The organism is Ureibacillus chungkukjangi (assembly GCF_044795995.1).
Taxonomy (GTDB): domain Bacteria; phylum Bacillota; class Bacilli; order Bacillales_A; family Planococcaceae; genus Ureibacillus; species Ureibacillus chungkukjangi.
Genome location: NZ_CP085009.1, coordinates 1,801,970 through 1,814,799, shown reverse-complemented (window position 1 = coordinate 1,814,799; position 12,830 = coordinate 1,801,970). Strand labels below are relative to the sequence as shown.

General features: G+C 37.4%; 13 protein-coding genes and 1 riboswitch. All 13 genes read right to left on the bottom strand.

The features are described from left to right. Positions 1–468: 468 nt before the first annotated feature. The 13 genes from LG296_RS08990 to LG296_RS08930 all read right to left on the bottom strand — a co-directional run bounded on the left by LG296_RS08990 (position 469) and on the right by LG296_RS08930 (position 12,823). Positions 469–1,494: a hypothetical protein gene (locus LG296_RS08990; RefSeq protein ID WP_235867664.1), complete on the bottom strand. Its 1,026-nt coding sequence runs from the start codon at positions 1,492–1,494 to the stop codon at positions 469–471. A 383-nt stretch (positions 1,495–1,877) separates the two neighbouring features. Next, a complete protein-coding gene (locus LG296_RS08985; protein ID WP_107935704.1) occupies positions 1,878–2,129 on the bottom strand; it encodes a hypothetical protein in 252 nt (83 codons plus the stop codon). A gap of 55 nt (positions 2,130–2,184) precedes the next feature. Next, positions 2,185–2,973, bottom strand: coding sequence for an energy-coupling factor transporter transmembrane protein EcfT (locus LG296_RS08980; RefSeq protein ID WP_107935702.1), 789 nt, complete (start codon positions 2,971–2,973; stop codon positions 2,185–2,187). Next, entirely contained in the window at positions 2,957–4,681 is a 1,725-nt protein-coding gene (locus LG296_RS08975; protein ID WP_107935700.1) for an ABC transporter ATP-binding protein, read from the bottom strand. The genes LG296_RS08980 and LG296_RS08975 overlap by 17 nt, the downstream gene beginning before the upstream one ends. Continuing rightward, positions 4,662–5,267, bottom strand: a complete 606-nt coding sequence (locus LG296_RS08970) for an ECF transporter S component (RefSeq protein ID WP_107935698.1) — start codon at positions 5,265–5,267, stop codon at positions 4,662–4,664. Before LG296_RS08970 ends, LG296_RS08975 begins: the two co-directional genes overlap by 20 nt. A gap of 70 nt (positions 5,268–5,337) precedes the next feature. Further along, entirely contained in the window at positions 5,338–5,940 is a 603-nt protein-coding gene (locus LG296_RS08965) for a YkoF family thiamine/hydroxymethylpyrimidine-binding protein (RefSeq protein ID WP_107935696.1), read from the bottom strand. Positions 5,941–6,078: 138 nt separating this feature from the next. Further along, positions 6,079–6,184: riboswitch (TPP riboswitch) on the bottom strand. A gap of 128 nt (positions 6,185–6,312) precedes the next feature. Next, positions 6,313–6,834 carry a YfiT family bacillithiol transferase gene (locus LG296_RS08960; RefSeq protein ID WP_107935694.1) on the bottom strand — a complete coding sequence of 174 codons (522 nt, stop codon included), beginning with the start codon at positions 6,832–6,834 and terminating at the stop codon, positions 6,313–6,315. 543 nt (positions 6,835–7,377) lie between these two features. Beyond that, positions 7,378–7,548 carry a rhodanese-like domain-containing protein gene (locus tag LG296_RS08955; RefSeq protein ID WP_146223219.1) on the bottom strand — a complete coding sequence of 57 codons (171 nt, stop codon included), beginning with the start codon at positions 7,546–7,548 and terminating at the stop codon, positions 7,378–7,380. An 84-nt stretch (positions 7,549–7,632) separates the two neighbouring features. After that, positions 7,633–8,910: an MFS transporter gene (locus LG296_RS08950; RefSeq protein ID WP_107935714.1), complete on the bottom strand. Its 1,278-nt coding sequence runs from the start codon at positions 8,908–8,910 to the stop codon at positions 7,633–7,635. Positions 8,911–8,972: 62 nt separating this feature from the next. After that, positions 8,973–9,632, bottom strand: a complete 660-nt coding sequence (locus LG296_RS08945) for a metalloregulator ArsR/SmtB family transcription factor (protein ID WP_107935692.1) — start codon at positions 9,630–9,632, stop codon at positions 8,973–8,975. A 507-nt stretch (positions 9,633–10,139) separates the two neighbouring features. Next, a complete protein-coding gene (rlmD, locus tag LG296_RS08940) occupies positions 10,140–11,540 on the bottom strand; it encodes a 23S rRNA (uracil(1939)-C(5))-methyltransferase RlmD (protein ID WP_107935690.1) in 1,401 nt (466 codons plus the stop codon). Between the two features lie 215 nt (positions 11,541–11,755). Beyond that, positions 11,756–12,298 carry an NADPH-dependent FMN reductase gene (locus LG296_RS08935; protein ID WP_107935688.1) on the bottom strand — a complete coding sequence of 181 codons (543 nt, stop codon included), beginning with the start codon at positions 12,296–12,298 and terminating at the stop codon, positions 11,756–11,758. A gap of 66 nt (positions 12,299–12,364) precedes the next feature. Continuing rightward, the gene (locus tag LG296_RS08930; protein WP_107935686.1) at positions 12,365–12,823 is read right to left on the bottom strand and encodes a hypothetical protein; all 459 of its coding nucleotides are present in this window, start codon (positions 12,821–12,823) and stop codon (positions 12,365–12,367) included. Positions 12,824–12,830 lie beyond the last annotated feature (7 nt).

The window sequence follows — 12,830 nt, the reverse complement described above, 5'->3', positions numbered from 1 at the left end:
ATGGAAAGCCAAGGGCTAATCTCTCTTAATTGTTCAGTCCTTCCGACTGGTTCTAGACCCAATCGTACTATGACCTCTGCTGACTTCTGATGATTCAGCTACTTGTCACCAAGTAGGTTATGAAGGGTACTTCATGTTTCCATCAGACCTCCCCGGGTAAGCACATGCACTTTCACACCATCTATCCGCCTCATTTACTAGGTATGACCTTCGACAGAAAGGACTTTGTTTTGTCTTGCAAACTCATCCAGTCGTAACTAGCCTTGTATGAGATTCGTGTTCCTCGGACCGGTGTTTTGCCTCCAGCTTCCTTCAGATTCCGCGTCGCCACGGACACCCTTGCTCTTGGCTAACCTCTACTTCTGTCTTCGGGGTTCGGGACTTACACCCTATAGTTCATGCGCATGCCGGGCGCACAAGAAAAAGGCGATAAACCATATGGTTTATCGCCTTCTTACATGCATTGCTCTAATTTAATTTTTTATTATTTTTATCTCTAACTATTATTTTGTACGGTATTTCTTCTATCGAAAGCTCGTTTCTTTTCATTTCAATGATTTTCTCGACATATTCAGTTATTTGATTTACCTTTTCATCTGAATTCGAGAACCAGCTAGGTGAATCTAGCTCCGTCTTGATAATGATTTGTAAAGGGGCAGGATGAAAAGAATAGCCAAACCCTCTATATTCTTCAAATTTTTTATTTGTCTCATCAATTATCGCAGTAAAAATTGGTTGCCATTCTTGGTCTCTGATTGCGTTTTCACTTTGCCTTTTAAAATTTACAGTGAAATTCAAATCTGTTTTTGAAAGTATCCTCTCATCAATCAGCTTTTCGAGTGCTTCAATTTTCTCACTGTTCTCCAAATCAGCATTATTTCCCTGGAGCTCTATAATGATTTCATTATCCATATTCGTTGAAAGTGAATTATAATGATATCCCTTTTCCTCCAATAAAGCTGAAATCTCCTCATAAACTTTCATAGTAGATTTCCTTATCTGTTCTTCATCTTCACTTACTGCTAATACACGACTATCCAATGTCAGAAAATCAAGTTTAAAATCCTTAAAACCAGTCTCTTTTGACTTATTATGAATAATCTTTTCAATGCTGCTTCTATTTACATCTATATATGTCTGATCTTGAGCTTGTACAGTCAAGCTTCGTTCTTCAAACGAGAAGCTTAAACCAACTTGAAGTCCCTTATTATGTAGTTCATGGGCGGTCTCCGAAAAAAACTTGTCCAGCAATTCTTTTTCCTTTTCAGTTTCTTTCATACTTTTAGACAAAGCTTTTTCTAGTTCTTCCGCATTTACAGCTGTTGAATCATTTGAATTTTTGCTAAGTAACACAAAAGATATAGTAATTATGAGTAGCAACAAACTAAATCCGATTAGCACTTTTTTCACAATACCCCTCCCACTAAAAGGGTATGTCCACTTTTCTATATTATTCTTACTGGCGTTTCCTTCACATTTTGCAAATAGCTTCACCGTAAATTTGATCCTGTCTATTCTGAAGGACTAAACGCTAATGACTATCCAAAAATAAGAGGAAGAATTTCGCTTATTTATATAAATAGCCATATTTCCTTAAAAATAAAGGAAGTTTTTCCTTTTATAGGGGAAAAATCTTCGTAATTCACTTTGTTTAATGCAGTTAACGGAAAATCTTTCGCTTATTTTTGCTTCATAGGTGCTCTATATTACTATTAGAGGAAAATTCTCCTCTTATGAGTCTTCAAGGTCTATAGGAAATCAAAGTTATAAAATATAGATTTTGCTTTTTCAGAGTGTTATCTATAAATCGAAATAGTATACTTTCCATAACGATGAAAAGGCGCACTTCACTGAGAAATGCGCCAATGTCATTAAAGCTATATTACCATTTGAATTATTACCAAGTAAGCCAATGACATTAAACCTAGCAGGAAAACAAAGGATGCCAGTAGTAAAAGTCTCGTCTTTTTATTCGATACTATTCCAGTTTTAAATGAGGTAGATAATCCTAATAACAAACCTCCTAAAATCGCTAGTAAACCAAACAACGGATCAACCATGCTTCCCATCCATATCCCCATCATAAATAGCAATAAAGCAAAAGAAGGTATGATAATATTTACAGTCATAATGTTCTACCACCTTCAAAATTAAGTAATCCATAGAATAATTTCTCTGAATCATTCAATACTTTTCAAATTCTATCCCAAAAATATTTAAAATACCAAGCTGATAAGATATAAAAATACTCACTAAAAACATTCCAAAAAAGACACTAACAAATACCCAATCCCGTTTATTGATGGACATTTCATGATAATGTGTTCGGTCGCTTTCTCCAGTAAACCCTTTGGACTCCATAGCGAGTGCTACACGCTCCGCTTTTCGAATCGCATTCGCCAAAAGTGGAATGGCATAGCGCCGAAACTGATGCAAACGCTCTTTTACTCCTCTGGCTCTTCCAACACCTCGAATACGATGAGCTTGCTTTAACACCTGAAGCTCATAACGAAAGGTCGGCAAAAAACGATACCCTGCCAAAATCCCGAAGGTTAGCTTTGGTGGTAGCTTACATTGCTGCATTAAGCTTAACATAAATTTTGTAGAGTCTGTTGTTAAAATAAACAATAAGGATAATGCAGCGAAAGAAAGTGATCGTAGCCCCAATGAAATACCAGTCCAAAAGCTATCTGAAGTGACTTCTAACGACCAAAGTGAAAATATAACTTCCCCACCTGAAAATGTATCGCTAGGATGGAGCATCGTCATCCATGCGAAGCTTACTGCCAATAAAAGAAATGGTGAAAAAACTAAAAGCCAACGTTTAAACGAAATCTTGCCAAAGAGAAATGTTATAGCAATCGTAAATACTAAATAGATAAAAGGTGTTAGTGGGTCGAACGAAAATGCTAGAAGCAAAGCAGGAATCAATACTGCAAAGGCCTTCATCGTCGGATTAATGGATGTAAGCATGTGCCTGGTCATCCCCCTGTTCACCTTGATTGTTACATAGGCTTTCAAGCGCCCGATTTATCCTTATTCTGAAAGGGAGTCTAAGATTAGCTTCATAGATTAAATCTAGCTTCTCCCATAGTTCCTGAGGCTCGCCGTTGAACTTTAATTCACCTTCACTAACGACACAAACTCTATGACAATATTTGTCGACAAGATCCATATCATGAGTAACAAATACAATAGCAGTACCTTGTTTTTGCAGCGTCTGAATTATTTGCATTAACTCTTCTGTCGTTTTGGCATCTTGGCCAAATGTCGGTTCGTCAAACAGTAAAACACTCGGTGTCCCTTCTAGCATCGTTGCCACACTTAAACGTCTTTTTTGCCCACCACTTAATGCAAAGGGATTGCTCCATTTATGAGTTGTAAGATGAAAACGATTGAGCAGCTGGCTAACGTTTTGGTCTATCGCTTCCTGATTAACCTGGTTTAGCTTCATGCTGAACGCAACTTCATCATAAACAGTATCTGTTATAAATTGATGCTCAGGATTTTGAAATACATAGCCCAGTTCATTTCTCATTTCATTTTCTGACCACACTTCATATTTCTTGTTTAAAAGCAGACGACTACCTGTATTAGTCTTTAAAATTCCTGACATTAACTGTAATAGGGTCGACTTTCCTGCCCCATTTTTGCCAACAATAGCTATTATTTCACCCGATGATAGAGATAGATTAATATTTTGCAGGATGGACTTCTTTCCCCTTGAAAAGGAAACATTACTTAAGGATAAAACCTCACTCACCTTATCATCAAGTTGATAGGATGAATGCAGTTCCTTACGTAAAGGCAGCATTTCTTGGCCAATCGAATGCATCCATGAAACTAGACTCTTCTCGGAAAGGGGACGATTGCTTTCAAGAAGCTTACCCTCATAGGTATCGAGAGCTTCAACAATTCTTGGGATATGAATTCCTTCTTCTTTAACCTTTTTTGCTTCGTTATAAAATACATCCTCTGGAATCCCCTCTAGCAGCAGCTTCCCACAGCTATCAATGGCAATTACCCGATTCACTAGTGGAAGCCAATCATCTAATTGATGCTCGATTATAAACAGAGCAAACTCCCGCTCTTTCTTTAAAGATCTAATTAATTCAATAAACTCGAAACGGGAAGCTGGATCTAGATTTGCTGTCGGTTCATCCAAGATTAATAGTCTTGGTTCTAAAAGAAGAACAGAAGCAAGAGCTACCTTTTGCTTATTCCCACCTGATAATTCATGAATAGGCCGATGTTTTTCTTCAATAAGCCCTACAGCTTTTAAAATATCGTCTATCCTTCTAGACATCTCTTCTCTTGGTGTTTTGATATTTTCAAGTGTAAACGCTAATTCATTTTCCACCGTAACCATACAAAACTGACTTTCGGGATCCTGAAAAACAACTCCAATCTCTTGGTTGATTTCTCCCTTTTTAAAATGACTTAGAGGCTTTCCATTATATAATATTTGTCCATTTACCTTTCCTTCAACCGCTTCAGGGTAAAGGTTATTTAAACAAAGGGAAAGTGAGCTTTTACCAGAACCGCTTGGACCGATACAAAGAAGCGTTTCTTGTTCATGAATGGAGAATGTCAAATCTTTAAGCAGCTCCTCCTTGTCAGAATCATAACCAAACGAGAAATTCTCTACTGAGATGAGTGGCTTATGATGCTTTTTGCTCACGTTTTGTCTGCCACTCCTTTCCAAGTGTGTAGCTTCTTAGCACGCCAGTTTCTGCTAAACGTTCTGAAATCCACTTCCCTAGTAAACCAGCAATCAATGCCCCACTAATCACACGAACAATTAGCATCGAGCTAAGCAATGGCAGTGATAAGGCAATATATCCAGAATGATATAGGCCCCAGATGAAACTAAAGATAGCTGGACCAATTCCGGCAGCAATAAGAACACCCTTAGAATAATTACGATATTTAGTTGCAGCAAAAACCGACTCGGCACCAAGCCCTTGAATAAATGCTGAAACGATTAGCATAGGACCTGCTGGCGAGCCTAATAACACTTGAACACCACCCGCAATCGTTTCAGAGATTAATGCAGCACCTGGCTTACGAATGATATAAGCAGTAATAATTGAAACAATGAACCAAATACCAAAAATCACTTCATATCCAAATGGCCCTAAGCCAAATGGTGTTAAGATGTTGGTAATACCTGTCCCAACGGTGAAAAAGAAAAGGTAAATAACCGCAAACACGACGCCCAGAATTGCCATTAGGACAATTTCACGTAAATTCCATTTATTTAACATTTGCTGAACTCCTTAAAAAAATTCATATTTGTTTTCACATATCAAATCTGTGTTTCAATTAGCCTTTAAGTTATAGATGTTTTTTTGATGGGCTGTTCGCCGAAATTGCTGCAGTCATCGTCACATGACTTCTTTCATGTGTCTTGGATGCATTAACAAACGCTTCTTCAATTGTTTTAAACACAGCATTGGCATCCCCATCAAGACGGGATGCATAATGAACACCTTTCGTAAATGTTCCATGAGCCTTTGCAACTTCTACCTGATCGGCAATAACCTGCATATATTCGGGATTGTTCATAGGATAAAGAGCAAACTGAGTAGCCACCTCAACCTTTACTTTACTAGAGGCATATTCATTTAAACGCTCGTCATTCTCTGACATATAACTATCCCCTTCACTATCTCCAGGACAACCTACAGAAAACGTTCCATTAAAGACTACGTGTACATCCGTTTTGGCTGCATGTATGAAAATAGCCTTAGCCACATCAAATACGTGTTCACTTCGCCCTCTAATGCATGTACTAATGTCATCTGTTTCCATCCAAACCTTTCTCGCATCTACCTCTTTTAACGCTTTCATGATTACATCAATGAAATTGTCCGCCATAGGATAGATGGAAAAACGACACCCTACGATTCTACTTGTACCACAGCTTAAACCTTGCATTCTTTCTTCCTCCCATTTTGTAAATTGTTGTCCGTTTCGCCCACTATTTAAAAGGGAAGTATAGTCCATAAAAACACAAAAAAACTGCATCTCAAATAGAAGATGCAGTGAAATGTTATATAGAAAATACAAAATATAATGAAATCACTTGCACTTCCCCACGCTAGTATTACCTAGTTCTGGTCATGAGGGTCAGCAGGATTTTAACCCGCTTCTCAGCCTTACAGCACCCCTAGTGCGAAACGTATATTCAGTTGTCCCATTCATTGTACGACAAATCTTAACATTTAGAAATAATAATTTTCTATTTTTGGAAAATATATTCCTTAAAAGATACAATCTGCCTAACGGGAATCTCAATGTGAATGAAAATTACAATCGATTGTTTGGTTTTAAGGCGATTTTTATATGTGCTAAGTGATGCTCTTCGTGCCAAGCTAATTTTGCCATTTTATATGCAACCGTTATTTTACCATTCGTCTCGTGAGTAAAGACTCGATTTAATTGATCCTCAGTTAAACTATTGCCCAAAGAAACAACACGTTCATTTATACCTTCTAGCATTTTTATAGAAGGCTCGATTGGTAGCTCTGTATCTGGGAGAACTGCCCATTTTTCTTCATCAAAGGCTGGAATTGTTGGATTCTCGTCTGTTAAAGCAAGCTTCAAGCGTTGATACATATTCAGCTGCGAATCCGCAATGTGATGCACAAGCTGCCGAACTGTCCAGCTACCTTCACGATAAGTTCTACTTAAATCCTCTTTATTTATCGACTCGACAGTTTCTCTTAATCGAATTGTATAGGTTTCGATTTCTTTTAACCATTTTTGTACATGATGCAAAGTTACATTTTCAGGTACCTCTAGTTTCCCAATTGGGTTTCTTATATCCATTTTAAAATCCCCTTTTCATGATCTGGAAAAATTGAATTCCATAGCTTATGTATTATTTCGATGTGAATGTTGAAAATCCTTTTTATGATGGCTAGTGTTCTGATATAGATGGTGTAGAGGGAGCAACTTATTACATCATCAAGGTCATTAGCGACTACGGAAAAATAGACACTTAGAAATGAATAGAGCGATTGTAAATAAGCGAAGATTTTTCGGTTATTTACAAAAAGAGAGCTCATTTCAGGGTAAATAAGGGAAGATTTTCCTGCTATTATAAGAAAAATCGATCATTTCTTATTTTTCAAGTTATTAAGGGGAAATTCTTCGGTTATTCAGGCTATTTTCCACTTTATTTTCTAAATAAGCGGAATTTTTCCTGTTATTTAACAAGCCTAGCTCATGACCGGACCTCCAGCCATAACCGAGCCAAACCCTCCTTACTAAAATCCACATAGTCCTTAATTCACCGTTCCATAAAACTTTTCTCCCACAAAAAAACTCGAATACAAAAATCGTATCCGAGTCTCTAACATAAATAATCTATTATGCTTCAGTTTCTTCTAAAACCAATTCCGCAACACACTCTACGTGTGCGGAGTGTATGTCGCTAAACATATCCCCTAAAGGGATATGTTTAGCTCCCCAAATTTTGCCCGAAGCAACATCATTAGCCTCACGAATATCTATAATGTTTACCTTTTCTCCAGATTTCATTTCATCTCTAATTCTTTTGCTGTAATTTGTTTCATTAAAAAATCCTCCCTCTCGTTATTTTAATCCTTCTAGCAATGTACTTAGCTATTTGTTATTTTTACCGCCTATAGACCAAACCACAACTGGAATAAGTATCAGGGATAATATTCCACCTGCGAGTGATAACGTTTCATAACTTGAACCAGCAACAATCATTCCAGACAAGGCACCACCAGAAGCTCCAGCTAATGCAATTAAAACGTCCACTGTCCCTTGAGTTTTAGCGCGTGTGGAAATTTTAGTTGAATCAACAATAAGTGCAGTTCCACTTATCAAACCAAAATTCCATCCTAATCCAAGTAATGAAAGAGCGATTACTAGAAGTAACATCGAATCTGCAGGTGCAATCGCTGCTATCGTTCCAGCCAGAAGCAACGTAATTCCAGAAGCAATAGCCATCGCAGTTCGCCCTAGCTTATCAACAAGGATTCCTGTAACTAATGAAGGGAGATACATTGAACCAATATGAAAGCCTATTACAAGACCAACAGCATTCAAGCCATGTCCATGATGCTTCATATGGACTGGCGTCATTGTCATAATAGCTACCATTACAATTTGCGTTAGAACCATTATTGTTGCACCAAGAATTATGCCTCTTTTATTTTCTGTATGATGTGTTTTTGCTAAATGTTCATTTACACCAGTCTCTTGATTTGTTGTTTCTATCATTCTAGCAATGACAAATGGATCTGGACGAAGCATTATGAAAAGGACACCACCAGCTAAGATATAGGCGCCTGCAGCTAAAATAAATGGTCCTGCAAGTGATGGAATACCAATAGAAAGAGCAAAATTCCCCATTACCCCCACTAAGTTTGGACCCGCAACTGCACCAAATGTCGTGGAAACCATCGCTATACTTACTGCCGTCGCTCGCTGTTTGCTAGTTGCCAAGTCTGTACCAGCATAACGAGCTTGTAAATTCGTTGCAGTACCCGCACCATATACGAGCAGGGCAGCAAATAATAAAAGCACACTATTTAAGACAGCTGCAACTACAACTCCTATAGCTCCGAGACCACCTGTTATGAAGCCTGTCGCCAAACCAATTCTTCTTCCAAAACGGTTCGAAAGTCTTCCGACCGCTAAAGCAGCTCCTGCTGAACCTAACGTAAATAAAGCAGTTGGTAAACCTGCGAATGCATTTGTTCCAAGCATTTGTTCTGCAAGCAATGCTCCAACTGTGATTCCAGCAGCTAAACCTGCTCCACCAAACATTTGAGATAGAACGACTATGATTAATGTTCGGTTATATAATTTTTTTATTTTCTCTGGATTATCTATATATCCCTGTGCCAAATTATTAGTTTCACTGGCCATAGCAAACACCTACTTCCCCCAATTAAATTAAGAACATTACTTAACTAATTTCTATTTGCGAGTTAATTCAAATGTTCTTGAAATTCATTCCAATCTTGAACGCTTTGTTCTAAACGATAAGCATTAACACCATTACTCTTTAAAATTTCAACTGCCTCTACAGACATCAAGCAATATGGCCCTCTACAATATGCAACAACATCACAGTTCGTTGGTAAAGAAGTGAGTTTTTCCCCTAATTCTTCAATCGGTATAGAAATAGCACCTGGAATATGAGCATTTTCATATTCTTCTCTTGGTCGGACATCTAATAATAAAACTTCTCCTTTTTCCATCCGATCATTAAGTTCTTCAAGCGTAACTCCATTCATTCCTAAATTGGTATTTAAGAACTCTTGTTTTATTTGTTGGACTTGCACAAACTGCTTTTCCGACAAGGTATGCAAAGAATTTAAAAAGTCAGAAATAGCTTCGTCTGCTAACTCATAAATTACGAAATTACCTTTCTTCTGGAACTTTACCAATCTTGAATTAGCGAGAGTTTGTAAATGTTGAGATACATTCGCTACGGACATAGTAGTTGCTTTGGACAAAGATTCCACCGATTTAGGACCCTGAGATAAAATATCGAGAATTTCCAACCGTTTTGGACTTGAAAGGCTCTTACCAATTCTTGCGAACTCTTGATACAACAGATCCTTTAGATTTCTTTCATTGAACATTTTAAATCACCTTCTATTCAAGAATATTATTGAATAGTTGAATTGTAATTTTTTCAAAATTAAAAGTCAATTTTTTTTTACTTCACTTTAGTTAAACTGAGATTTGATTTGAAAATCTTCATTAATAAATTACCTATTACAAATATAAACTAACATTTACGGTACTCCATTCCATTGGATAGAAATCTGAAATAAAAGTACATGCCGCTCAAACTCAAAATAGCTTCTATTTCGATAAAATCTCTTTGTTTTAAATAAGTAACTAGTTAAAGGAAATAAGCGAAGATTTTTCGGTTATTTACAGAAGACAGCTCATTTCAGAGTAAATATGGGTAATCTTTCCTGTTATTTAACAAGCCTAGCTCATGACCGGACCTCCAGCCCAAACCGCTCCCCCTTTTTTTACTACAACGCAATTACCCTTAATTCACCGTTCCATAAAACTTTTCTCCCACAAAAAAACTCGAATACAAAAATCGTATCCGAGTCTCTAATCTCAATAATTTATTATGCTTCAGTTTCTTCTAAAACCAATTCCGCAACACACTCTACATGCACTGTATGTGGGAAAAGATCCACTGGTTGAACAATTTTTAGGACATAGCCGAATTGTTCTAGTTCTTTGATGTCTGTTGCGAATGTGTCTGGGTTACAAGAAACATAGACAACGCGTTCTGGTTTTGAACGGCCGATTTTTCGCATAACTTTGCCGCCTGCGCCTGAACGAGGTGGGTCAAGTAGTAGTAAATCTGGTGTTCCGAAAGTTTCTAGCACTTCGTCGATCCCTTTTCGCGCGTCTTTTGCTAGGAAATACGTATTGTCGATACCGTTATCTGCAGCGTTACGTTTTGCAGATTCGATCGATGATTCTACGATTTCAATACCTGCTAGCTCTCCTACTCGGCTTGCGAATGGTAAAGAGAATGTACCTACACCACAGAATAGATCAATCATTTTCTCAGTTTTCTTTGGCTTAGCCATTTCAACCGCTAAATCGACTAATTTTTGAGCTTGGACTGGGTTCGTTTGGAAGAAAGTATCGAACCAAAGGCGGAAACGGTAGCCATCCATTTCATCATAGATAAAGTCACGACCAGCTAGAGTGTGAGTTTTCTCTGATTGTGTACGGTCAGCCCAGTCTGTATTTTCTAGCCACATCAAGCTTTTCACTTGTGGGAACTTTTCAGTAATTCGGTTGATTAAATCAGCTGCCGCATCTTTAAGATGTGCTTCTGGTGCTTCAGTAGCAAATAAAGCAAGCATCATTTCACCCGTTACAAATGATTGTCTTACCATTAAATGACGTAATAATCCTTCATGCGCATCCTTGTTGTAGCCTGATAATTGATGAGATTTCACCCAATCAGCAACTTCCATAGCAGCTTGAACCATTTCTTTCCCTGCAATTAAGCATGATTCAAGAGAAATAATTTTTCTGAAGTTTCCTTGCTCATGAAGACCTAGAGAACCATCAATAGCAAATGTAAATTCCATTTTATTACGATAGTGCCATTGGTTTTCCATGCCGATTGTATCTTTAACAAGACTTGGATCAAATCCTTGTGATTCAACAGCCTCTTTTACATGGTTTGTCTTATGCTTTAATTGTCCTTGATAGTCCCAGTGCTGCCATACACATCCACCACATAAATCAAAATGTGGACATGGTGGCGCGATACGCTCTGGGTTCGTCTCTAAGATTTCGTCCAGCAATGCTTTTCTTCTTCTACGTTCAGGCTTATCAACTGTTACCTTCACTTTTTCACCTGGTAGAACTTGAGGGATAGTAAGGCGTAGCTTTTTTTGGTTCCCTAATTCATTTTCTCGCCAGATGATGGCACGTCCTGAACCTTTTTCATCTAACTTGCTAATATCTACAACTAATGATTCTCCTGTAGTAATTGTCAAATCTTTTTCCTCCTATTGAAGCATACTTATCTTTTAAGTTTATTGTTTTTATAAGATTAACGAATTCGCAACTTATTTTACACACATTATACTAGTATAAATGAGATAGCACCAAAATAGAAAGCATATATTTTTTGTAGATATTAACAGTGATAACAAAAGACCCTCCAAAATAAAAAACAAGCTGAGAAAGTAAATCACCTCTCACCTTGCTTTTAATTTTTTTGCTGAATATATTTTTGAATCGATAGTATTTCCTTTGCTAATTTTTCGAAGCGTAAATGAAGATTTCGATCATGTAAGTCATTTTCTTCATCAAAATAATCATTGTGTACAAACACATTATTGTTCGGGACTGTTGCTTTAAGGAATGTAAGGATTGATTTCAGATGATACTCCATAACAAGATAATGCTTATCTGTCCCGCCATTTGCGACCATTCCAACTGCTTTTCCCATCAACCCATCAACTGGAAGATGGTCTAGGAGGTTTTTTAGGACGCCAGATATTGAAGCTTGATAAATTGGCGTTCCAATAATGACACAATCTGCAGACAAAATAGTGTCAACTACTTTCACTGTATCTGCATTATAGAAGCTTAAAGGTGCCCCGTTCACAAATTCAACCTCGAAATCCTTTAGGTCTATTAACTCTGTCTCAAGCTTTGAATCGATTGCCTTAGCTGCCTGCAATACTTTAAAAACAGTCGTTAATGTTTTGTAGCCAACTAACGAACCTGAAATCCCGACAAGCTTCATATATCCACCTCAAAAGTTGAAAGCCTCAAATCCTTTCCCAAAGATTTGAGACTTCGTTTTATTTTATCATTCTTCAATAATTTGCAAATTTTTAAATGTGAAATCTGCACTTTCTTTTGATTTTGTAATAACCGAAGCATCTATCTGTGAGGAGGGACTTTCTAATGTAAAAGTCATTTCGTAGGCTGTCCAATCCTCGGTAAGTTCTACTTCCATTGTTTTTTCTTTTATATATTGCCCTCTAGCATTTGTTTCCTCCAGCTTAAGAATTACCCTGCCTTTACCCATTAAGGTAATTTGCATTTTAATGTTCTCACTCTTAAAGGCTTCCTGAGGAGTATAAACAAATCCTTCCTGCTCCTTTGCTCCTTCAGTTTGAACAAGATACTCCCCTTCCATTTTCTCCTGAACTGTCGCTCCAATACCAAAATAAGGGATTTCCGGTGTTTCTTCTGCAGCTAAGGTAAAAGGCTGAATTGATAAGAAAAGTACAATAGCTAATATTGGTGAAAGTATATTTTTCATTTGAAAA